21 protein-coding genes and 1 tRNA gene are annotated in these 22,747 nt (G+C 28.0%); 4 read left to right on the top strand and 18 right to left on the bottom strand.

Annotated features, from left to right (window positions below; translation table 11 throughout):
- Positions 1-4 precede the first annotated feature (4 nt).
- From HA144_RS07130 to HA144_RS07090, 9 genes are all read right to left on the bottom strand, one after another.
- Positions 5-1,405: a nucleotide sugar dehydrogenase gene (locus tag HA144_RS07130; RefSeq protein ID WP_209043394.1), complete on the bottom strand. Its 1,401-nt coding sequence runs from the start codon at positions 1,403-1,405 to the stop codon at positions 5-7.
- Complete coding sequence (locus tag HA144_RS07125; RefSeq protein ID WP_209043393.1) at positions 1,395-2,417, bottom strand: NAD-dependent epimerase; 1,023 nt, start codon at positions 2,415-2,417, stop codon at positions 1,395-1,397. Before HA144_RS07125 ends, HA144_RS07130 begins: the two co-directional genes overlap by 11 nt.
- Before the next feature lie 98 nt (positions 2,418-2,515).
- On the bottom strand, positions 2,516-3,952 hold the full coding sequence (locus HA144_RS07120; RefSeq protein ID WP_209043392.1) for a mannose-1-phosphate guanylyltransferase/mannose-6-phosphate isomerase: 1,437 nt from the start codon (positions 3,950-3,952) through the stop codon (positions 2,516-2,518).
- Positions 3,953-3,995: 43 nt separating this feature from the next.
- On the bottom strand, positions 3,996-5,390 hold the full coding sequence (locus HA144_RS07115; protein ID WP_209043391.1) for a hypothetical protein: 1,395 nt from the start codon (positions 5,388-5,390) through the stop codon (positions 3,996-3,998).
- Complete coding sequence (locus HA144_RS07110) at positions 5,387-6,094, bottom strand: cytidylyltransferase domain-containing protein (protein ID WP_209043390.1); 708 nt, start codon at positions 6,092-6,094, stop codon at positions 5,387-5,389. Before HA144_RS07110 ends, HA144_RS07115 begins: the two co-directional genes overlap by 4 nt.
- Before the next feature lie 38 nt (positions 6,095-6,132).
- A complete protein-coding gene (locus HA144_RS07105; RefSeq protein ID WP_209043389.1) occupies positions 6,133-6,939 on the bottom strand; it encodes a methyltransferase domain-containing protein in 807 nt (268 codons plus the stop codon).
- Positions 6,940-6,974: 35 nt separating this feature from the next.
- Entirely contained in the window at positions 6,975-8,126 is a 1,152-nt protein-coding gene (gene neuC / locus HA144_RS07100) for a UDP-N-acetylglucosamine 2-epimerase (protein WP_209043388.1), read from the bottom strand.
- 29 nt (positions 8,127-8,155) lie between these two features.
- Positions 8,156-9,190, bottom strand: a complete 1,035-nt coding sequence (locus tag HA144_RS09645) for an N-acetylneuraminate synthase family protein (protein WP_209043387.1) — start codon at positions 9,188-9,190, stop codon at positions 8,156-8,158.
- Between the two features lie 85 nt (positions 9,191-9,275).
- Complete coding sequence (locus HA144_RS07090; protein WP_209043386.1) at positions 9,276-10,118, bottom strand: hypothetical protein; 843 nt, start codon at positions 10,116-10,118, stop codon at positions 9,276-9,278.
- Between the two features lie 123 nt (positions 10,119-10,241).
- Here HA144_RS07090 and HA144_RS07085 point away from each other — a divergent pair.
- Positions 10,242-10,314: transfer RNA gene (locus tag HA144_RS07085), tRNA-Ala, on the top strand.
- 416 nt (positions 10,315-10,730) lie between these two features.
- On the opposite strand, the gene HA144_RS07080 is transcribed toward HA144_RS07085, so the two are convergent.
- Positions 10,731-11,513, bottom strand: a complete 783-nt coding sequence (locus HA144_RS07080; protein ID WP_209043385.1) for a class I SAM-dependent methyltransferase — start codon at positions 11,511-11,513, stop codon at positions 10,731-10,733.
- A gap of 125 nt (positions 11,514-11,638) precedes the next feature.
- On the opposite strand from HA144_RS07080, the gene HA144_RS07075 reads away from it, so the two are divergent.
- Entirely contained in the window at positions 11,639-12,457 is an 819-nt protein-coding gene (locus tag HA144_RS07075; protein ID WP_209043384.1) for a class I SAM-dependent methyltransferase, read from the top strand.
- 34 nt (positions 12,458-12,491) lie between these two features.
- On the opposite strand, the gene HA144_RS07070 is transcribed toward HA144_RS07075, so the two are convergent.
- Positions 12,492-13,349, bottom strand: a complete 858-nt coding sequence (locus HA144_RS07070; protein WP_209043383.1) for a hypothetical protein — start codon at positions 13,347-13,349, stop codon at positions 12,492-12,494.
- A gap of 219 nt (positions 13,350-13,568) precedes the next feature.
- On the opposite strand from HA144_RS07070, the gene HA144_RS07065 reads away from it, so the two are divergent.
- Entirely contained in the window at positions 13,569-14,393 is an 825-nt protein-coding gene (locus tag HA144_RS07065; RefSeq protein ID WP_209043382.1) for a methyltransferase domain-containing protein, read from the top strand.
- A 50-nt stretch (positions 14,394-14,443) separates the two neighbouring features.
- On the top strand, positions 14,444-14,950 hold the full coding sequence (locus HA144_RS07060; protein WP_348535049.1) for a GNAT family N-acetyltransferase: 507 nt from the start codon (positions 14,444-14,446) through the stop codon (positions 14,948-14,950).
- Positions 14,951-15,039: 89 nt separating this feature from the next.
- On the opposite strand, the gene HA144_RS07055 is transcribed toward HA144_RS07060, so the two are convergent.
- From HA144_RS07055 to HA144_RS07025, 7 genes are all read right to left on the bottom strand, one after another.
- Positions 15,040-16,428, bottom strand: a complete 1,389-nt coding sequence (locus HA144_RS07055) for a hypothetical protein (protein WP_209043380.1) — start codon at positions 16,426-16,428, stop codon at positions 15,040-15,042.
- A 403-nt stretch (positions 16,429-16,831) separates the two neighbouring features.
- Positions 16,832-17,452, bottom strand: coding sequence for a pseudaminic acid biosynthesis-associated methylase (locus tag HA144_RS07050; protein ID WP_209043379.1), 621 nt, complete (start codon positions 17,450-17,452; stop codon positions 16,832-16,834).
- Positions 17,453-17,571: 119 nt separating this feature from the next.
- Positions 17,572-18,504: a hypothetical protein gene (locus HA144_RS07045; protein ID WP_209043378.1), complete on the bottom strand. Its 933-nt coding sequence runs from the start codon at positions 18,502-18,504 to the stop codon at positions 17,572-17,574.
- 34 nt (positions 18,505-18,538) lie between these two features.
- Positions 18,539-19,831, bottom strand: coding sequence for a DegT/DnrJ/EryC1/StrS family aminotransferase (locus HA144_RS07040; RefSeq protein ID WP_209043377.1), 1,293 nt, complete (start codon positions 19,829-19,831; stop codon positions 18,539-18,541).
- Between the two features lie 16 nt (positions 19,832-19,847).
- A complete protein-coding gene (locus HA144_RS07035; protein WP_209043376.1) occupies positions 19,848-20,828 on the bottom strand; it encodes a Gfo/Idh/MocA family protein in 981 nt (326 codons plus the stop codon).
- Between the two features lie 14 nt (positions 20,829-20,842).
- Positions 20,843-21,883, bottom strand: coding sequence for a pseudaminic acid synthase (gene pseI, locus HA144_RS07030; RefSeq protein WP_209043375.1), 1,041 nt, complete (start codon positions 21,881-21,883; stop codon positions 20,843-20,845).
- 4 nt (positions 21,884-21,887) lie between these two features.
- Complete coding sequence (locus tag HA144_RS07025) at positions 21,888-22,658, bottom strand: WbqC family protein (protein WP_209043374.1); 771 nt, start codon at positions 22,656-22,658, stop codon at positions 21,888-21,890.
- Positions 22,659-22,747: the final 89 nt, after the last annotated feature.

Below are 22,747 nucleotides of genomic sequence, written 5' to 3'. Positions count from 1 at the left end.
TTAATTAAATTCTAATTGGATTTAATTTTCTTGGAATAAAACCTTTTAAGTCAAATAATATACCATTATCTTTAATAAGATTTCTCCATTCATTAAGCGAAATATCGAGAAATTGTTGGTGAGCCACGCAAGAAATAACTACATCATATTTTTTGTTTTTATGAAATTTGTTTTGAATTGAAATGCCGCAAACTTTTTCTGCTTCTTTTTTATTAACCCAGGGATCTACAACTTCAAAATCTAAGTTATAAACTTTTAAAAAATTTATTAAATCAAACACTTTTGTATTTCTAATATCAGGACAATTTTCCTTAAAAGAAAAACCAAGAATTAAAACTTTTGATGATGAAATTGAAATATTTTTTTTGGACATTTCCAAGATTATTTGTTCTGCAATCCATTTACTCATACCATCATTTATTTTTCTTCCTGCTAAGACAACCTCGGGTAAATAACCTAATGATTCAGCTTTATAAGTTAAGTAATATGGATCAACACCAATACAATGGCCACCAACCAATCCAGGTTTAAACGGCAGGAAATTCCATTTAGTTGATGCTGCTTCAAGGACTTCAAGGGTATCAATTCCTATCATTTTAAAAATAATAGCCAGTTCATTTATTAATGCTATGTTTAAGTCTCTTTGAGTATTTTCGATGACTTTAGCCGCTTCTGCAGTTTTAATATTTGCAGCCATAAAAGTTCCAGCTTTTATAACAGAGCCATAAAATTTATCAATCCAAATTGATACTATCTTATTAGATCCACTCGTAACTTTAATAATATCTTCTAGTTTGTGCTCCTTATCTCCAGGATTTATTCTTTCGGGACTGTATCCACAAGAAAAAGTTTTCTCTTTATTTTGTAAATCATCGTAGATTAATCCAGAATGTTTTTCAATTATAGGTATGCAAATCTCTTCAGTTGTTCCTGGATAAACAGTACTTTCATAGATAACTATTGGAATTTTCTTTGTAGTTTTAATATCTTGTTTTTGAGCTCTTAATTTAAGGGCCTTGGCCACTGTCATAGAAGCACTTTTTAAAGCTTTTAAATCAGGCTTTTTATTTTCATCTATTGGGGTAGGTACAGTAATAATAAAGATATCCGCTTGAGTAATATCTTCTATTTTATTTGTAAGTTTAAAAATATTTGAATTCTTCAATTCATTTTTTGTTATTTCATTTGTTCTATCAATTCCTTTCTTTAATTCTTCTAGTCTCTCTTCATTTATGTCAAAACCTATAATTTTTCTATGAATATTTCTAAATTCAATTTCATTATCTTTATTTTGTGCTAAAGCCACCAAAAGAGGTAATCCTACATAGCCAAGTCCTATTATTGCCACAACGCACTTATTAAGGTCTGGGTAAATATCTATGATAAGTTCTTTATTAGACACCATAAAACTCTCTATACCATTTTGTGAATTTTTTAATACCAACTTTTATTGGAGTATTAGGTTTGAAATCTATCCATGATTCTAAGGCTGAACAATCTGATGAGGTACACTCGACATCTCCCGGTTGAATAGGAAGCAATAATTTTTCTGCTTTGATTCCTAAAGAATCCTCTATTGCACTTATATAATCATTTAAAGATACTGGTTTAGCATTGCCAATATTAAATACTTTATGTGGTGCCCAACTATTTGCTGGATTTGGATTTAGGGTGTCGAATTTCTTATTTGATTTGGGAGGCTTATCAATTATTTTTAGTATGCTTTCTACAATATCATCAATGTAAGTGAATGCTCTTTTCATCTTTCCATGATTAAAGACTTTAATTGGTTCTCTATTAAGGATTGATTTTGTGAAGAGAAAAAGAGCCATATCAGGCCTACCCCATGGTCCATATACAGTAAAAAATCTTAATCCTGTCGCAGGAATAGAGTAGAGATGACTATATGAATGAGCCATCAATTCGTTCGCTTTTTTTGTGGCAGCATAAAGACTTATAGGATGATCAACTCCGTGCTTTTCAGTAAAGGGCATATTAGTATTACCTCCATAAACAGAACTACTACTGGCATAAACAAGATGTTTGACTTGAAAATTGCGGCAAGCTTCTAATAAATTTGCAAAGCCTACTATATTACTTTGTATGTAAGCAGAAGGATTGTCCAGTGAATATCTTACTCCAGCTTGCGCAGCAAGATTAACAACTACATTAGGTTGATTTTTTTGAAAAACTTTATCTAAAGTAATCTGATCTTTGATGTCTCCATTTATCATCTTAAAGTTATTATTATTTTCTTCAGCAATTCTTTGTAAGTTCTCAAAACGGGCATGCTTAAGATTTGGATCATAATAGGAATTAAAATTATCAATACCTATACAAAAATTATTTTTTTCTAATAGTTTCTTAGTTAAGTGATAACCAATAAAACCAGCAGCTCCAGTAATCAAAATTTTCATATATTCTTAACTATCTATTCATTTATGATACTAGTATCTTGTTCTTCTTATCTATGAAGTAATGATATTTAATCATCAAAAATTTAATCTTAAGTTTACTAAATCCGACCATAACTATCTTCAAATCTTTCAATATCATCTTCACCAAGATAGGAACCACTTTGGACTTCAATTAATAAAAGAGGTACTTCCCCTGGATTGGATAATCTATGTTTTGAACCAAGAGGAATGTAGGTACTTTGATTTTCATTAAGAATCATTTCTGATTTATCTACTTCTACTTTTGCAGTGCCTTTAACGACAATCCAATGTTCTGATCTGTGGTGATGTAATTGTAGAGATAATTTTTCTCCAGGTATAACATTTATCAATTTAACTTTCCAACGTGAATCCTCAACAATCGATTCATAAAATCCCCAAGGGCGATAAATTTTTTTATGCTCTTGCCCTTCAGGAATTTTTTGATCTTTTAACTTGGCAACAATTTCTTTTACTTCTTGCGACTTAGATTTTGATGCCACCAGTATTGCATCACTTGTTTCAACTACAATGATATCTTCAATACCAATTGCAGCTAATAATCTTTTGTCAGATCTTAAATAACTATTCCTAGTATCCTTTGCAAGTACATTTCCTTCAATCACATTTTCATACTTATCTTTTTTAGAAATTTCCCAGACCGAATCCCAACTTCCAATATCATTCCAACCAGCATTAAGAGGTAAGACAACTCCTAAATTTGTTTTTTCCATAACAGCAAAATCAATAGAAATATTTGGACATTTAGAAAAATCTTCTTTATTTAACCTTTGAAAATCCAGATCAAAAAGTTCATCCTTTAATGCATTACTACAATGATTAAATATTTCTGGTGAATAATGTTTTATTTCTTTAATTATTGTTTCTGCTTTAAATAAAAACATTCCACTATTCCAGGTATATCTTTTATCTTTTATAAATTCTTTAGCCTTTTCTAAATTTGGTTTTTCAACAAAACTCTCAATTTTTGATCCAATTGCAATTAAATCTGTTTTTGATTCTGTGGATTTAATGTAACCATATCCTGTTTCGGGAGAAGTTGGAACAATACCAAAGGTAACTAATTTATCTTTTTCTACATAATTTAAACCAGCCTCAATCACCTGTTTGAATTTTTCATCATCTTCTATAATATGATCAGAAGATAAGATTAATAAGATTGGATTTTCAGTAACTTCAATAGCCTTTAGTGCTGCCAAAGTTATAGCAGGGCATGTATTCCTTCCAAATGGTTCTAAAAGTATTGACATTGGATTAATATCTATTTCTCTCATTTGTTCTGCAACTAAAAATCTATGCTCCTCATTACAAATTAATATTGGTTGTTGTATACCTTTTATGTTTTTTATTCTTTCTTGAGTAAGTTGCAGTAATGATTTATTGGAATTAGAACTTAATGATAAAAATTGTTTAGGAAAACTTTTTCTTGATAGTGGCCATAATCTTGTGCCAGATCCTCCACATAATATAACTGGAATGATAGGACGACTTTCCATTATGAGATATTTATTAAAGCAGTATTTTTTTGTTTCATAATATTCAATTTATAATTTTATTCTTGGAACTTTTATCAATTTCCTCAACAAAATCTAATATTCTTTTTTTAAAAGTGACATTAAAACTTTTTACAAAAAATTCTGATTCTTTCTTTAGATTTGTATGATTTTCTTTATTTTTTATTTTGTTAATTAAATCTTTTATTCCAGTTAATAAATTATTTCCCCCCCAAACTACTATTATTTCTTTCTTTGATAAAAGTTCTTTAAAATGAGTATTGTATTTCGCAAGCTGAAAATGGAAAGTATCTTTTTCATCTATTGGCATAAAACATAAAGGAGACTTACCCATTATCATTGCTTCGATTAAAATTGTCGATAATGGCGAAATCACTGCATCTACTGAATATAAAAGATCTCTTGTATCAGAATATTTAGCTGAAAAGTTTGATTCAAATTTTTTATTATTTAATAAATAGGTTTTCATGTTTCTATCAATCACTATATTTTTAAATTGATAGTTTCTAAATCTCGAACTGTTTTTCCCACCTTCCCCCCATGGATGTGGTCTATAAATAATGTTTACTTTGGGTATTTTTTTTAAAATAATTGCATTATCAATTTTTTTTAAATGTGAAAATTCATCTGTATTTTTGCTTGATCCAGCATACAGTAAAGTTGGATAATTTAAATCTCTAATATTGTGATAGAGAAGTATATTTTCTCTACTTCTTTTTGGATTTTTCGAGTATATGTCAAATTGTGCCGCCCCAAATTCTATAACTTTATTATCTGGCATATTCATTAATTTTCTAGCGTGCATTTTTGTTTGAGGACCCCAAACAAGCAGCCAATAATTATTACTTACTACTGATCTTTTTGAACTCGGATTATCCCAGCTATTCATTATGACAATAATTGGGATTTTGAAATTATTACCAACATATACCAAATCATTTATGTATACACCTGATAAAACACTTGGATGAATAATTACATCAGGTTTCTCTTTTTTTACTAAAGCTTCTAATTTTTTATTAGGATTTTTAATTAACTTTCTGTTAACTAGATAAGTAAATATATCAAAAATTAAAGGCATTCCAAAAAATCTATACAAAAAATATATTTTTAAAGGGTTTAAGTTTTTGAATATTCTTCTTGAATTTTTTATCTGAAAACTATTCCAACCTTTTAAACCTTTTAATAGCTCAACTGAAAATCTACTGCTCCAAAGTGAAACCCTTTTTTCATCAACTGGAAGATTAACTATTTTTGCGTATTTTATTTTTACATCTTTTTTTTTCAATTTGCCTAATCTTTTATGTCCAAATGGAAGTGCGTAAACAACTTCATGCTTTTTAGCTATTAGAGAAAATGCATTACTATCAATAAAATGTCTAATAATAGCCGAATGCTCAATAAAAATAAGTATTTTCATAAACGTTTTAGTAAAAATTCTGCAAGTTCTAAATCAAAAGGCTCGTCAATATTAACAACATCTCTTTTTATAATCATCGCATGTGTAGATTCGTCTAGAATTACTTTTTCTTCTATAAGTTTCTCTCTTGTTAATGCGTAACATATTCCATTCCTATGAAAATAATTTGGAATGTTTTGTCTTAGGCTGTATGAGTCATCTCTTGGTAAATAAAAATTAATCATACCTCTCTTCGTTACTTCTAATGTTTTATGGGGTCTAAAATGAGCCGGAGTTAAACTTACTGTTGCTACACTAGAGTAGTTATTTTCTATAAGTTTTTTTACGCAATTTTCAATATCCCTTTCTTTTCGCATAGGACTTGTTGGTTCAAGTAATATTGAAATATCAAAACTTTCTTGCAATATTTTCTCAGTTTCTAACCAAGCATGCCTCCACATTTCGATTGAATTAGAATTGTCAAGGGCTAGATCTTTGGGCCTCATAAATGGAACATTTAGTCCACATTTAATTCCCTCTTCTGCAATTTCATTATCATCAGTAGATAACAAAGAATAGTCAATCCATTTAAGTGCATTGCAGATTTCTGCAGCGTGATTAATTAAAGATTTGCCACAAATTTTTTTTAAGTTTTTTTTCGGAATCCCCTTACTTCCCCCTCTGGCTGGTACGACGGCTAAAATTTTTTTTTCTAAAAAAGTCATTTTGAAATATTATTTTAATTATAAAATTATTTAATAATTTATATCCTTATTTTCTCAGCTAATACTGAATAAGCTATTGGAAATGATGTATTATTTCTTACTTTATTTTTAAAATTTATTTTTAACTCTGATGAGTATTTTTCTTTTATCAGATTATTCATTTTTTTTATCTCAGTAAGAAGTTCACTTGGCAAATCGTACTGTATAACTTGATCTGTAGTATACAATAGAGCTTCTAAAGGAGAATTTGAAGTAAAGATTTCTTTTATTTTAAATCTATTACTTTCTAAACCATAAGTTATTCCATCAGGTGTAAAACGAAGGAAATCATCAGGTTTTTGATGATTTTCTCTTAGTGTTGCATCAAAAATATATAAGCAACCTTTTTCTTTCAAGGCTCTGTTGCATATCTTAAATAAATCATAAGGATTGGGATAATGGTGTAAAACATTAGGTACAAATATGTAGTCATAAAGTTCTTTTTGTTTTAAAGAATCCATTAAATTGTTTGTAGTTACAACTTTTTCTGCCTCCCTCATTTTTGCTTTTGATAAAGGGAGTAAATCTAGTTTATTTTTTTGATAATTTTTTCTATTTTCTTCTAAAGATTTAGGTGGAACAAAATCAAAAATATCTAAATTCTTAGTGTCAAAGAGACTTGAGAAAATAGATAAGCCTCCATATATATAGCATCTTTCTAGGATTGCAAATTTACCATCATCTTGAATTTTTTCAATAATTGAATCTAGATGGTCAAACATTAATTGGTAATGTGGCCATCGTTTTATATCAAAAAGATTTTTTGTTAACTCTTGAATTATTTTTTTTCTGTTATTTTCTACCAATATTAGAAAATTAAAGCTTATCGAATAATACCTATCTAGTTTAGAAAATGCAATTTTTTTTGAATCTTAAATTCTGCTTTAGCCAATATTTTTGCGATTTTTTTACCTGAATCACCATCTCCGAATATTTTTGAACTCTCATATTTTGAATGCTTTATTTGGTAATTTATTGCGTTTTTTATATTCTGAAAATTATGGTCGACGTGAATAACATTTTCAGCGCATTCTCTATTATTTTGACGAGTACCAATATTTACAACTGGAACTCCAAGAAAGCTACCTTCTCTTAATGCAGAACTTGAGTTTCCAACTTGGCAAATACAATTTCCAATTAATTTTATATAGTCTTCAGGAGAGAAATTTTTATAAAAATGAATATTGGATGGGTTTTCTCGTTCTCGAAAAATTCTTATTCCTTTAGAAACTTCATCAGAACCGGCATCTATATTTGGCCAAAGCCAAACTGTTTGAATATTAATTTCTTGAACAGCCTTTATAGTCTCTTTTATTTGATTAAAACCCTGACCGTATTCAGTGGTTACGGGATGTTGTAATACAACAAGATAAGGTTTATGCGGATCTAGGTTTGGACCAACCCCTTTGTATTTCACAAAGAAATCATCTTCTAATGTGAGGTCTTGACTAGCAACGATATCCATAGCTGGACAACCTGTCATGTAAATTGTAGAGGGATCTTCTCCAAGTTTTAATAAATTTTGTTCTGATAATTTTGTCGCTGGAAAATGTAAATGGGCCAATTTCGTAATAGCATGTCTAACGCTTTCATCAATCGAACCAGTTACTTCACCACCTTGAGTGTGAGCTAAAGGAATATTCATATAACTTGAGGCTATAGCAGTAGCTAAAGTTTCATATCTATCTGCGACTGTCAAAACTACATCTGGTTTTAAATTTTCAAAAATTGTTGATAATTCTATAATTGCTAATCCAGTTGATTTTGCCATTGTAGTTGGATTTTCACCCTCAACAACCGAATAAAGCATGCTGTCAATTTTAAATCCATCATTAGAAATTATTTTACTAACATTTCCAAATCGTTCTAATACTGCAGAAGCACCAACAATAATTTGCAATTGTACATTTGAATCATTCTTTAATGCTTGTAGAACAGTTTTAATCCTTCCGTAATTCGCTCTACTATTTACAATTATGCAGATTTTACGCATATTTTTAATTTCTTTGTACTTCTTTGATTTTATTCTAAATGATGAGGCATAAGAATTTTATTTGAAGGAAGAGCTTCTTTTAGTTTCTTCCCAATTACTTTATCAATTTGATTGATATTAAATCCTCCACTTGGTTTTTTCAGTGTCAGCATATCTTTTGTTAGTTTTGTCCCAGCAGCTAAATTATATTTAGGACTTAAGCTTTTAGTAAATAAAGATTTTGTACTTTCAAGCATTTTTGCTGTCTTATCTTTATCTACTGGATTTTCTCTCATAATTGAAAATGCATTATTTGCTTGGCAAATCATAGAAAGTTCTGAAAAGTTTAGAGAAGAAGAAGAATCAGGGCCGTAAATTGATCTATCAAAAGTAACATGAACTTCTAATAAGTCTATTTCTAAAGCTAGTGCAGCTAAAGATGGCCAAGGTGTTCCTGAATGATCAGAAATACCATAAGGAATATTGAATTTTTCTTTAAACTCTTTGAGAACATTTAAACCGACTTCTTTTAACGGTGTAGGATATTTTGTGGTGCATTGCAAAACGGCAGGATCACCTCCCTTATTGAGTATGTAATTAATACTTTTTATAATTTCGTTCCATGAACTCATACCCGTGCTTAACAAAATCGGTCCGCCTTTCATAATCATTAAATCAATAATTGAATAATTAAAAACTTCTCCCGAACCTAATTTCCATGCAGGCATACCTATCTCTGCAAGTAAATTTACTGCCTCTTCAGAAAAAGCACTGCTCAAGAAAATAAGACCCTTTTCTTTAGAGTGTTCCGAGAGCTCAAGCCACTGTTCGGTAGTAAATGAGACTCGTTTCCAGTATTCAAATCTGTTCTGATCTTGGCTACTCATTGCAGTTCTAAATCCTTCATCAATGGTAGATTCAGCCTCTGCAATATGTGTTTGAAATTTTATTGCATCTGCCCCTGCCTTCGAAACTGCGTCTATATATGAATGAGCTTGACCTAAGGATCCATCATGAGCCTGAGCAATTTCAGCAACAATAAAAGCTTTTTTCCTGCCGTCTATTACAAAATCTCCTATTTTCACTATAAATTTAGCGACTTAATCTTTATTATCTCTGAAAATGGTCTTAATAAAGAGAATTATTAAGTCTTCAAGAAAATTATGGAAGTTAATTTTTTAACCTTTTGAAAAAATTATTCCCTAAGCAAAAGTCAATTAGAGCTTTATTGTATTTACCTAATGGTTCTTCAGTTAATTCAAAATAATGTTGATCCCATTTTTCAGAATAAAAATAAGACCATTTTCTCTGGAAGTTGCTTTTTAAAAATCTTGCATTTGCAGTTCTACCATCTACAATTATTAATGTTCCAGGATGTAGGAAATGTTCGATTGAAATAATATCTGCTGCCATAGGAAATCTATCTGAATTTCTTGTTGAAATTCCTCTGATATCACCTAAAGAAGAATATTGATCAGGGCCATCTAGATAAATTAAATCCGGACTTATATTTGGCAAATTTTCATAAAAAGTACAAATTCTTCCGCAAAAATCTGACATTATTAATTTAGAAAAGTGGAAATTAGTAATTTCCGGGTCAAAATTTAAATCCTTTATCTTTGCTTTGCATAATTTTATCCATTTTTTATAGTTGTCGACTGAATAAATTTGAAAAGTATTATTCTTCCTGAAATTATTAATAACAATATCTTTATACTCTTTTTTATTAATTGAAAGTGCATGAGACAAGACTATTGTGCTTTTGCCTACACCAAATTCAAGAATTGTATTAACCTTCCTATCTCTTGCAATAAAGTGTAATCTAGATAAGTCATCTAATTCAGCAGCAAAAGGTACTATGTTATTGGGATTTACTGAAGCGTTATTTGCTTTGGTAAATTTTATACTTGGATCTTTTGGAATAGAATCGAGATCAAGAATTTTATTTATATTATTTGCAAAAATATATTGAGAATAATTAAAATCTTTCGGTACTAGATCAGTTTCAATCATTTAATAATCAATCTTTGATAAAGGTAGCAAAAAATCTTTTTTCTTACTCAATTAAGATTAATTCTTTCACATTGTTTAAATATTAATAAATATTGGCATTTTGTTCTTATATTTTTATCAATTGGGGCCATAGCTCAGTTGGTAGAGCACCTGCATGGCATGCAGGGGGTCAGCGGTTCAAATCCGCTTGGCTCCACTTAATTTTTCTTTTTACTTTATTGTTTCGCCGAGATGGATTCTTCACAACAAAACTTGGATTAATTTTTAATAATTTAATCCTTCTTTCCGTGCGTATCAAACCAATTGGCAGTTAAAAAAAGTTAAAAAAAGAAAAACTTTGAAGCCTCTACCTAGATAATATTGGGAGTCTTTACCTTTATGGGCCCCAATATAAAAATTTATTTTTTTGATACTTTTTAAATTAATCAACTCTAATTTAAAATATCGAAGATAAAAAATAGTTATAATCCTAGGTATTCTTAAATTTTTTTTTCGGGGAATATAAACTCCTTATAAATTTAATAAGTAAGATAAAAACTAAATGTTAATTTTTAGAAAAATATACTGAAAAAAAGAGTTTAGAAATTTTTGAAATTATTTCTTGATTTTAAATCAAAGATTAAAGTTATCAGTCAATTTTTCATTTAAATCAATTTTTTGAGCACTGAAATTATTAGTTGTTTGATTTAGTCCTCTTGAAGTTATCTTTTCCTCTGGTAAATGCAGGCATATTTGCATTCCTGCAGACTTCAAAAAGTCATATATATTTTTGCCATCTATTTTTGAACCTTTCCAAACTCCAGGGGCAGGATTAAAAGTAGCGCCAAATGAGAAGATTCCTTTTGGCTTTAATACTCTAGAAACCTCATGAATCACTTTCTCAGTATTATCAGCATATGCAAGAGTATTAGCCATGACTACACAGTCAAATGATTCATCTTTAAATGTCATATTATGCATATCCATTACTTTGATTTTTGGATGCGTACTATATAAATCTATAGCAGTTATCTCCTTCCACTCGAAACCATATAGCCATGCCATATATAATTCCTGAACATTCCTTGGACCTATAATTAAGATTTTTTTTCTTGATAAATTGTTTATTATTATGGAGCTTATTTGATAGTATAATTCTGCTCTTCTACTTCTAGTAATTAACTTATTATTAGTCACTGAAAAATTATAATCCTTAACCTCTTTAATATATTTAGATGAATTGTGAAAATAACTAAGATCTAATATTCTCTTTACATATCTAAGTTGAATTAGATAAGAAGTGACATCAAATATTATTGGCAGCTTTAAGATCTCTTTTATAGGTCTATTACCTGCTCTTTTATTCTCTGGTTTAAGAAATGATAAGATTAGTTTAGTTATTAATGATTTAATCATTATTAGATAATTTCATTTAGATTAAACGTATTTTATTAAATAACTAGTTATTTAGTAAATTAAAATTAATTTAAGTAGATACTTACAAGTTAATATACAATTGATAAGTTTAGAATTTCTTTTTTATGGCAATTAGGAAAGTAAATAAAGCCTCTGAAATCTATAAAGATCTAGCTATTAGAGTAAATAATGGAGAATTAAAAAATTCTGATTTTATTAATGGTAGAGGTTCATCCAAAGGTCTGACGCGAAAGCGAATTCAGTATGTTAAAAGGAATTTAATCTCATATAGAAAATCATTTAAATCTATTCTCGATGTTGGTTGTGGTGATGGTTCTTTTTTAGTTGAGTTTGTGGAATTTTGTAATGATTTATATGGTGTTTTACCTTCAGAAAGTGAGGTTAATCTTACTCGATCAATTTTAAAAAATAAGAAATTAGATAAAAGTATTAAAGTAATTAAAGGTTCAACAACAGAAATAAATTTTAAAAAAAAGAAATATGATTGTATTATTTGTAATGGAGTTTTTTTAATTCATGGATTTACATTAGAAATAGTTGAAGAAAGTTTAGAGATTTTTTCTAAACTACAAAGTAAAAATGGATTACTTTATATAGGTGAACAACCTGAAATAGAGGAGGATTATTATAGGCGTGAAAAATCAATTTTAAAAAAAATTATTTACTTCATAAAAGGAAAGAATATTAAGAGCTTAATTTTAATTGTTTATCATTATTTTTTAAGACTTTTTTCAAAAAGAATCTTCTATAGACTTTCCGAAAATATGTTCTCAATACCAATAAACGAATTTGAAAAGATTTTAAATAAATACGATTATGTTATTGTTAAAGTTTTTGAAAGTAGTACTAATAAAATAATTTCAGATAATGAAAAAAATAAAAAAATGCTTAGAAGGGTTGATTATCTTTGTAGGAAAAAGTAAGAAATAAATTTTTTTCTCTAATTTTATTTAAATATTATTTGGGAAGATCTTGAAATAATGGGTAAGGCTTTGTTTTTAAATGTAATTTGTTGAATTTTTCATCCAATGATGATCTATTAATTGAGGGATAAATATGCATTATGCTTACAATTCTTTCACTTCCAAATTCTGTGAAACCACCAGCATGAACGCAATTATTTCTAAAAGCGAAAATCGCACCAGAATTTTTTGATTCAGGTTGAAAATATTTTATTGATTTTTCTTCTATATATTTTTTTAATAAGGAACATTTTATTTCTCTTGAAAAAATTCTATTATTCTTAAAATCATTAATACTTAAAGTATTCCTAACTAAATTTTTATAATCATAATGTAATTTGACAAGCAGATTTTTTGATTCTTCCCATTCAATAATTTTCATAGAACCATTTGATTCATCAATATGGCTATGACAAATCATTAAATTTATGCAATTACCTGGACCGCCATCAGCATGCCATAATTGAGATCCTTGAGGAGATTTTTCTTTTGTAAGTCTTTCTGATTTGTAGAGACTATGATAAAAAATATAGTAATCAGAATCAAAAACAGACTTTATAAATTCATCTATTCCATTTTTAAATATTGAAATAAGTTGTGTTTTAAATATTTCACTTGCAGAATCTTTAAATTTATTTGTTGAATCCCATGGGTCATCCAAGGATTTGATTTTTTTTAAAATTGAATTACATTCTTTTCTAATAATCCTATTTGTAAAAACTGTAAAGCCATATTTCTTAAATTCTTTTGTTTCTTTTGTCTTAGTTTTAAATAATTCAAATTTTTTAAATTTAAATATAATTTTTGCTTTTAAATCATAAAATAAATATAGTAATGATAAATTTTCGCTCATTGGACTTTTAAAAAAAAATAATTTTATATAGTGTCTTAGAGTGCTTAACTTATCATTAAAACCATTTATAATTTTATTTTTCAAAACTTAAAAGTTTTTGGAATAATTAAATTTATAAAAATCATATCTTAAGAATTAAAAATATCTCTCAAATTTTGATAAAAATTAAACTTCTGTTAGTATTAATTTGTTTAATTTTTTATATATTAAAATATTAATATGTCGATTCGAAGAGTAAAAAAAGCTTCAGAATTTTATGAAGATCTTGCAAGTAGAATTAATAAAGGTCAATTTAAAAATACTGATATTCTAAATGGCAGAGGTAAGTCAACTGGACTTACCCAAAAAAGAATTAAATTTGTAATAAAGAATATAAAAAATTATAAAAACCATTATAAATCTATTGTTGATTTTGGTTGTGGCGATGGTTCATTTTTGTCAGAATTAGTAGAATTTAGTGATAATCTTACTGGTTTATTACCTTCAAACTCTGAGGTAAATCTTACGAGGAAAAATTTAAAAACAAAAGATTTAAATAAGAAAATTGAAATTGTAAAAGGTCTTACGACTTCATCCAATCTAAAATCAAATAATATTGATTTTATAATTTGTAATTCAGTATTACATTTAAATGGCTTTACATTAGAAATTGTAGAAAAAAGTCTTAGAAATTTTTCAAAACTACAGAAAAATAGTGGAACATTATATATTGGTGAATTACCAGAAATAGAAGAAAATTTTTATAAGAGAGAAAAATCAATAATCCGAAAAATTCAATATTTTTATAAAGGTAAAAATTTTTTAAAAGCTACGATTTTATATTTTTATCATCTTTTTATAAGGATTTTCTCAAAAAGAATATTTTATACACCTACTGAGGATATGTTTTATATGTCAATTAATGATTTCGAAAATCTATTAAATAAATATGGATATAAAGTAATTAAGATTTATGATAGTAATACAAATAAAGTGATTAGAAATAAAGATAAAGAAAACATAGAATTAAGAAGATTAGATTATTTATGCAAAAAAGTTTCTTAAATCTAGATTTAAGAAACTAGATTAAATTCTTTCCTTTGAATATTTAAATTATGCTCGATTTAGATCTTAAATTAAAAATCTTGGAAGAGAATGATGTTAATCAAAACTATGTTGATTGGTTTAAGGATCCTGAAGTAATAAAGTATTCTGATAATCAATATCGCTCATTTTCACTTGAAGGACAGAAAAAATATGTCAGAAAATGTATATCTAATAAAGATATTGATTTGTATGGAATTTTCTGCCAAAATCATCATATCGGTAATATAGTCATTGAAGGAATAAATTCTATTCATAAACGAGCCGAAATTACATATCTTGTTGGTAATAAAAATTATTGGGGAAAAGGTGTTGGATTTTTTGCTGTATCAGAAATTATAAAAATATCTAAGAATTTTTATGGCTTAAATAAGCTCTTTGCTGGTATAGCCGAAAATAATATTGCTAGCATGAAAGTTTTAGAAAAAAACGGATTTTCTTTAGAGGGTAAAAAATTTGACCATTTATTTTATAACGGCGAGTTTCATAATCAATTAGATTTTGGATTAATTCTGTAATAAATTCTTTAAATCTATTTTTAAATAATAAAAACAGATAATTTTTCTTGAATTTATTTTAAATTTTGATCTTAAAAATATTTTAAAACTTAATTTGTAAAAGTATATGAATCAGTATTTAACATCTTGTAAGTATGGTATCCAGAGATGTCAGACTCTATCCATTTTTTCATATATGAAACCTCTTTATTAATTAAATTTTGTTTATTATCGATATTAAAAGAAATCATTTTTTTATTTTTTTCTTTATTAAAGTCATCAGGAATAAAAAAATTCTTTTGCCAAGATGGTTTACAAAAATAAAATCCTGCAAATATTTTTGCATTAAAAGAACTTTCTTTTAAATTAATTTTAGATAACCAATTTTCAGAAAGGAAATAAATATATTCCTCTCGCGAAATTGGGAAAATAGTAAAATTAGCGTGATGATACCAACCTTTATCAGCTATTAGAACTGGTTTACCTTTTGCCGCAAACTCTATTCCTGCAGTACCATGATATGTTATTAATCCGTCTGATATATCAAATACTGATTTGCCAGAAATTTCAGTTGGTAAGATAAAAATATGATTGGGAAGCTTTTTAGGTAATATATCCGTGAGTTTTGTCCCTCCATACCATTCATCTGCAGGATGAGATCTGAACAGCCAAATATAATTTTTGTTTTTTACAGCTTCATTGAAAGTTGTTAAAATCCAATCCTGAAAATCTCTAAATCTATCCATGCCATATATGTGTGGACAGTCAAACCAACAACTTGCATAAACAGCTACAATTGGTTTGTTTTTTTTGTTTTTTATGATTTCGGAAATATTTTTTATTTTGCAGTTATAGGCTAATTTTCCAGACAAATCATCCAATGGGGTGCCGGATAATCTGTTTTCAATATATTTGTTGCCAATATCATGTAGAAGATTTTTTTGAGAATTATTTAATTTATTTAAATCCTTTTTCATTGGTCTATCTATCCCAATAAATATATCTTCAGGTTTTTCAAATTTAAAGTATCTTGGCACACCATATTGACCAAATAATGTAAATACTTTTATCCCATTTTGTGAACCAATCCAACAAAGAGGGGAGCATTGTACAGAAATTGGATGACTCATAAATATCATTTTGGGTTTGATTTCCTTTATAAGTTCAACAGCAAATTCTATAGATTGTATATATTGAGCAATATAAAAAATAAGATTTTTATCCTTGATATTTACTTTACCTGCCATTTGCTTTTTTAAAATGTAATCATATAGATGTTTAGAAGGAACTTTATTAGGCAATTTTATTTTTAAAATGTCTTCAGCACAATTTAAATCTTCAAATAATAATTTTGCTTTTTCAATAATTAAATTATTAATTTTATTTGGAATTTTTTTTATATTTTTAATACCAGAATATTTAAGAAAAGCTGTACATTCTTTTTGATTATAATTCCATATATAACCTATTTCCCTCCCTTTATAAGATTCAGTTGCCATCCTCATTAATTGCAACCTAAAAAAATATCCAAAATTATAAAAATGACCATCTATTAAATAACTTTCATTTGATTTGAATTTCGGTGAATCTTTTATTAATGAACTTATTTTTTTATATAATTTTCTATGCTTAAAAAAGTCGAAGTAGAAAGATATATTGTTGGCAATATATTCATGTAGAATACTTATTGATTTTTTTTTAAAAATAAAATTTTTGTACATATATCATTGGATAATTTATACTAATAAATTTTTTTCATACTCTTTATAGTTGAGAATTAAGAATAAAGCTTCCATTTTTTCTAATTAATTTGAATGTATAAGTTTCCATTACTAATTTATACAAATAACTATTTTTTAAACATTTATGATAGTACATATTAATTTTATGAAAATAAATTTCTTATGATTTTTCTAGTAAAAACCAATTGATATCAAGTGGAAATCTAGTATCTCTATGATAGGCAAATCCATAATCTATTAAAATCATCTCGGGATATAAATCTAAAATCTCTCCAGCGAAATCCCTTTTATATAATTTTTCCTCGAATCCTCTATAATCTAAAGTTTCTGGATTTCTACTATAATACTCTGCTAGAAGCAAATATTTGTTGGTAGCTTTTACTAGTATTTTGTAAACTTTTTCCAGCATTGAAGGATTAATATGAATAAGAACACCTTTAATTAGGACAAGGTCCCATTTTTGATCAGATTCAAAATTTAAAATTGAATTTTTAATAATATTTTCATTTGGTATTTCTTCCTTTAATATTTCGATGGCTTCTTCATTTATTTCTACGGCATGAAATTCAAGGTCTGGATACAATTTCTTTAAGGCTTTAATATTATTGCCAATATTTGATCCAAACTCTATACAATTTGCAAAATTATTTTTTTTACCTAAAGCTTTTGAAAAAAGATTTAAATTATATTCAACTAGTTCACTATTTTTATTTCTTTCTATATAGTCATTGCCAAATTCACCTGCCCAAAAATTTTCTTGTTCAGTTTCAAATTTTTTCACTTATGGGCATGCAACTTCGAATTAATATTAACACAAAGTTCGAATAGGTAATATTTATGAAAATTTGTACTTTTTTTATTTAAATTTTAAAAATTGAGATTTAAGTTAACAATAATTTTTTAAATTTTTAGTTGCTCTATAGTTTTTATTTCTTTTTGTGGAAGAACACATTTTGGCATATTTGGCGGAATAGAAGTCACAACTCTTCGGCCACTTTTTAGTCCAATTACCATTGCAAAAGTCTGACAACCAACTACTGTATCACTCCAACTTATTGAATCAATTAATGAACTACTAATATCCATTGAAACATTTATTTCTTTATTTTTTTTAAGCCATGATAAATATTTATTATTTGATTCAGATGGATGTTTCCTTAGCCTGATTTCAATTTCATTAATTGAACCGAATAAATTTAAATTTTCAATAAAATAATCTAAAGCTTGAAATTCTCCTAGAGTTTTTAAATCTCCCCAATCTCCCCTTATAGGCTCTAAGACATATAAAATCTTATGTGATTTATTTTGATTATGTAATTTACCTTTTTTAATTGAAAGAACAAGATTTTCAAGATAAAGATTTTCTAAAAATAAAATTTCTATATTTGGGAATATCTTTTTTGCTTTTTCTAAAGCTATTTCATCACTCACCAAAATAATTTCTGGTAAGTGTTCTATAGAGTTTCTAGTAAATCTTTTTTTATAGTCTGTCCAGTGATCCAGTACAGCTATATTCAAGACATTTTTTTTGCTTGCTTTTAATCTTGCATTGTATTCGATATTACTAGACCATCCTGTTCCTGTTATGAGTGTTCTTACAGATTTAATTAGAGTATCCAAAGGTAAATTCTTTATCTCAGGACATTCACTTTGAAATATTTCCTTGGCTGGTCCATTAACGTGACATAATATTTTTTTATTTTGTTGGTATTCTTTAAACCAATTTACTATTAAATTTGCTGATCCTGCATCATTGCATACTAAACCAATAGGTAGAGTTAAATTTTTAAAAAAAATATCTAAAGTTTTTTTGTCTTTAGTATTTTTTTTCATTATTTATATTGGGGGGAAGAAAAAAATTATATTTTTATATGTTTCTCAGTAAATCTAAATTTGACCAGATCTTATGGAATGCATTAACAATATTCTCTGCATCTTGATTAGATAAATCATTTAGGCACATAGAAAAACCTAAGTATTTATTATCTTGCATACCTTCAGCCACAGGACATATACCGTAATCATAATTTATATTTCTATCACAGAGCTCAGAATTCCATGGAAATCCACCTTTGCCATATGCGATTTTTTCCTGAAAGATGGGAAGTAGGTGTAAATTTACATACTTGGATGAGAAGCCTTCAATTCCCTCCGCAGCAAGGGCTTTAGATATTAATTTACTCTTAATCTCTAACTTATCTGAATCGATGGTTAAAGGATAAACATAATAGGCATGAGTGCAATTCTCTCTAACTAAAGGGACATTAAGACCTTCAAGATCTTTTAAACCTCTGGAAAGAATGTTCGCAATTTCTTGGCGCCTTTTCACAATTCTTGATAATTTTTTTAATTGCTCTAAACCTATGGCAGACTCAATTTCTCCCAATCTAAAGTTATAACCAATCATATTAGATAAATTTTTATAACCTTTTGCTTCAACAACTGCTTCAGCATGATTTCTTATCAATTGTAATCTTTCACATAACTCATCATCATTTGTTACTAAAACTCCTCCTTCGCCAGTGTGTATATGTTTATGGTAATTAAGGCTGAAACAACCTATTTCTGTAATGGTCCCAGCAAAATTACCCTCATATAATGCTCCAGGAGATTGCGAAGTGTCAGATATAATTTTTAAATCATGCTCTATAGCAATTTCCTTTAAGCTATTAATGTTGGCAGAATGGCCAAATATATCTACAGCCATAATAGCTTTCGTTTTTTTTGTTATGTTTTTTCTGATGGATTCAGGGTCAATATTGAAAGTATGTGGTTCTATATCCGCAAAAACTGGAATGGCATTCCAGTGAAGAATAGCTGTAGCACTGGCACACATAGTCCATGGGCTGACTATAACTTCGTCTCCAGGTTGTATGTCTATAGCACCTATTGCTGAAATTAATGCCGATGTACTTGAATTTACTGCAATAGCATGCTTAACTTTAAATTTTTCTGCAAATAGTTTTTCAAATTGCCTTAATTTTGGACCACCAAAGAAATCATCATGCCACACGCCTAAAAATTTGGATAAAACGCCGCTTTCCATGACTTCCAGAACCGCATTCTTTTCTTCAATTCCAATATGGTTAAAAGGTTTAAAGCAATTTTTGACAACTGGGTTACCTCCAAAAAGAGCAAGGTTGGGCTTCTCGTAGTTCATAGAATTGAAGGTAAATTCAATTTTTTGTTGACTTCATCTTAGCCTCTTCACAAAGAATTTGTGCATTTAGGGCATCCATTCCTGTACAAATCAAAGGTTCATTGAAAAGTAAATTTTTATAAATGTTGTCTACAGCATTAATCATGCATTCAGAATCTCCTCCTGCAAAAAAATTACCATTATCTAATTCTTTATAACCTTCATATTCAGTGCTATTGATAACCTTCCTCTCTCTCCATACTTGGCCACCATTCTCAATATTTAAAACTCCTCTTGAAAATATAAATTGCATTTCAAAAAAAGAATAATCTTCAGCTTTATTACAACCTATAAAGATGGGAATATTATTTCTATTAGTCATCCATAGAGGGATAGTCGGATCATCCTTTTTAAAGTCTATAAAAAAATTCCCTACTGACTTGATTTTTATTTCTCCAAGTAAATATCGAAAAAGATCTATTATGTGTATCCCATTATTTAAGATTCCCTTATTATAAAATCCTACTATTGACAATAAATCTCCTCTTGTTTTTTGATTTATTTGTTTTTTTAAGAGGGATATTTTTTTATCAAACCGCCGACTTAGATTAATTACTAAATTTATCTTTGCGTTTTTACATAATTCAACAATTATTTTTGATTTGGCAACATTCTCTGAAATTGGTTTTTCACAGAAAATAATTTTTGGCTTCAGTTTTAATGCAGTATTAATGCAGTCAAAGTGTTCGCTAGTTGGAGAACATATGCTTATTACATCAAATTCTTCTTGATAAGTTGATAATTCTTTAAGGTTGCAGAAACCCTTTTTAACATTAAATTTTTTCATGAAATCCAACTTCTTCTCTTTATCTATATCCATGCAGGCCTTAATAGAAAAACCAGGGTGTTCAAAAAAAGCACCACCATGAGTTTTAGGTTTAAAACCTTTTTTGATCTCTTTATCGAATCTACTAGCAATATTTCCACACCCTAAAATTAATACTGAAAACTTTCTCATAATTAAGTCTAAAGTTAAAAATGTTCCCAAGAAAGTGGGGTCCCTTTTTTAATATCTAACTTTGCTTGCCTACCTTTAATCTTTTCTAAGTATTTTATTGGCAAACCTAAACCAGGTCTTATAGATCTTATATTTTGTGAAGTGAATAATTCCCCTCTTTTAATATCTTCGACAACATAAATAGATCTTCTGAATTTTAATGATTTTTTTTCAGAATTAGTTGGACCATACATAATTTCTCCTTTCGCTTGCCAAGCTCTTTTAGAGTCTTCAACTAGTCGTCTCATTTCATTAGGTTCCATCGAAAAATCACTATCAACACCCCCATCTTTTCTAGAAATTGTAAAGTGTTTTTCTATAAATGTGGCACCCATCGCAACTGCAGCTATTGATACTCCAACCCCTAGAGTATGATCAGAAATGCCTACTTCACATTTAAATAAATCTCGCATGTGCGGGATTGTAGAAATGTTGCTGTTTGTAGGGAGAGAAGGATAAGTACTAGTGCATTTTAATAAGATTAAATCTTTACAACCGGACTCTCTTGCTGCTGAAATTGATTCTTGTAGTTCTGATATATTAGCCATACCAGTAGAAATAATTAGGGGCTTACCTGTGGAGGCAACTTTTTTAATAAGTGATAAGTCTGTATTTTCAAAAGAAGCTATCTTATAACAAGGTACATCAAGTGTTTCAAGGAAATCTACAGATGAAAAATCAAATGGCGTACTAAAGGGAATTAACCCTAGCTCTCTTGCTTTTTTAAAAATTGGTTTATGCCATTCCCAGGGAGTATGAGCTTCTCTATACAAATCATAGAGGGACCTACCTTTCCATAAATTGTCTTTATCTCGTATATAAAATTCTTCAGATTGACTGTCAATCGTAATTGTATCAGCAGTGTATGTTTGAAGTTTAAGTCCATGAACACCTGTTTTTGCAGCAAACTCAACAATTTCAATAGCCCTTTCAAGAGATTGATTGTGATTTCCAGACATTTCTGCAACTACAAATGGCTGATTATTGAGACCAATTTCAAAATTTCCTATTTTCATATTTTTATTTGTTAAGGTGATTTTGATTAATTAATCTTGAAGACCTTCTTCCAGATCTAATAATTTCTAAAGAATTAGTTCCTTCATTCAATATTAAATCAAGAGTAGAAGCAAAAGGAATGAAAGGGCTAAATCCTTGGTTGTATAAAGGATGCTCATATTCATGCAAATAAACATTAATTTTTTTTTCTTTGAATTGAGATAAATCTTCTTTTAAATACAGCTCAGATCCAGGAGTGGATAAATAATTTCTAAAACCTAATTCATTACATATTAAAGCTAAATATTCTCCTCTATCTCCACTAACTGGAATATTACTTGAAAGTATAAATTCGGTTTTTATTTTAAGGAATTTGCAAATCCATTTGATTAATCCAAAATTAATGGATAGCAATTTGTTGGTATCTAAATTTTCAAAAAATACTTTTTCAATCGGATCGACCAAATCATAATACTTAGCTTTCTGATAATTAATTCTAATTTTTCTAAAAATTTTTTTTGCAAATTCTTTATCTACAATCTCACATTCATTGATCTTTTGATGATATCTTCCGCTTTTTTTTACTGGAATTGTGAGATATTCAAGGCCTACTAATGTTCTTATTCTATTTCGCTGTTGCCATGATCGTTTAGTAAATATAACATCGTCTAATAAAACCATTTTTTTTGCTTGGTCAACAAGATCAAACCAGCCTAACCATGGAAGAAAAGTTGGTTGAGAAATTACACACATATCTTTTTTTCTATAATGAATATTATCCTTTAATTTATTCAATTTAAAAATTTATCCTTATATTAATTTTATTAAAACATACATATACTTTATGTTGTTAAAAATTATAAAAATAAATCTATAATTTTATT

This window comes from Prochlorococcus marinus XMU1404, from assembly GCF_017696175.1.
Taxonomy (GTDB): Bacteria; Cyanobacteriota; Cyanobacteriia; order PCC-6307; family Cyanobiaceae; genus Prochlorococcus_A; species Prochlorococcus_A marinus_X.
This window is presented reverse-complemented; position numbering and strand designations above follow the sequence as displayed.

What these genes read in the sequence shown, in the direction of transcription:
- HA144_RS07130 (WP_209043394.1), bottom strand. Translation starts at nt 1,405, where the DNA reads ATGGTGTCTAATAAAGAACTTATCATAGATATTTACCCAGACCTTAAT.
- HA144_RS07125 (WP_209043393.1), bottom strand. Translation starts at nt 2,417, where the DNA reads ATGAAAATTTTGATTACTGGAGCTGCTGGTTTTATTGGTTATCACTTA.
- HA144_RS07120 (WP_209043392.1), bottom strand. Translation starts at nt 3,952, where the DNA reads ATGGAAAGTCGTCCTATCATTCCAGTTATATTATGTGGAGGATCTGGC.
- HA144_RS07115 (WP_209043391.1), bottom strand. Translation starts at nt 5,390, where the DNA reads ATGAAAATACTTATTTTTATTGAGCATTCGGCTATTATTAGACATTTT.
- HA144_RS07110 (WP_209043390.1), bottom strand. Translation starts at nt 6,094, where the DNA reads ATGACTTTTTTAGAAAAAAAAATTTTAGCCGTCGTACCAGCCAGAGGG.
- neuC (WP_209043388.1), bottom strand. Translation starts at nt 8,126, where the DNA reads ATGCGTAAAATCTGCATAATTGTAAATAGTAGAGCGAATTACGGAAGG.
- HA144_RS07090 (WP_209043386.1), bottom strand. Translation starts at nt 10,118, where the DNA reads ATGATTGAAACTGATCTAGTACCGAAAGATTTTAATTATTCTCAATAT.
- HA144_RS07080 (WP_209043385.1), bottom strand. Translation starts at nt 11,513, where the DNA reads ATGATTAAATCATTAATAACTAAACTAATCTTATCATTTCTTAAACCA.
- HA144_RS07075 (WP_209043384.1), top strand. Translation starts at nt 11,639, where the DNA reads ATGGCAATTAGGAAAGTAAATAAAGCCTCTGAAATCTATAAAGATCTA.
- HA144_RS07070 (WP_209043383.1), bottom strand. Translation starts at nt 13,349, where the DNA reads ATGAGCGAAAATTTATCATTACTATATTTATTTTATGATTTAAAAGCA.
- HA144_RS07065 (WP_209043382.1), top strand. Translation starts at nt 13,569, where the DNA reads ATGTCGATTCGAAGAGTAAAAAAAGCTTCAGAATTTTATGAAGATCTT.
- HA144_RS07060 (WP_348535049.1), top strand. Translation starts at nt 14,444, where the DNA reads ATGCTCGATTTAGATCTTAAATTAAAAATCTTGGAAGAGAATGATGTT.
- HA144_RS07055 (WP_209043380.1), bottom strand. Translation starts at nt 16,428, where the DNA reads ATGGCAACTGAATCTTATAAAGGGAGGGAAATAGGTTATATATGGAAT.
- HA144_RS07045 (WP_209043378.1), bottom strand. Translation starts at nt 18,504, where the DNA reads ATGAAAAAAAATACTAAAGACAAAAAAACTTTAGATATTTTTTTTAAA.
- HA144_RS07040 (WP_209043377.1), bottom strand. Translation starts at nt 19,831, where the DNA reads ATGAACTACGAGAAGCCCAACCTTGCTCTTTTTGGAGGTAACCCAGTT.
- HA144_RS07035 (WP_209043376.1), bottom strand. Translation starts at nt 20,828, where the DNA reads ATGAGAAAGTTTTCAGTATTAATTTTAGGGTGTGGAAATATTGCTAGT.
- pseI (WP_209043375.1), bottom strand. Translation starts at nt 21,883, where the DNA reads ATGAAAATAGGAAATTTTGAAATTGGTCTCAATAATCAGCCATTTGTA.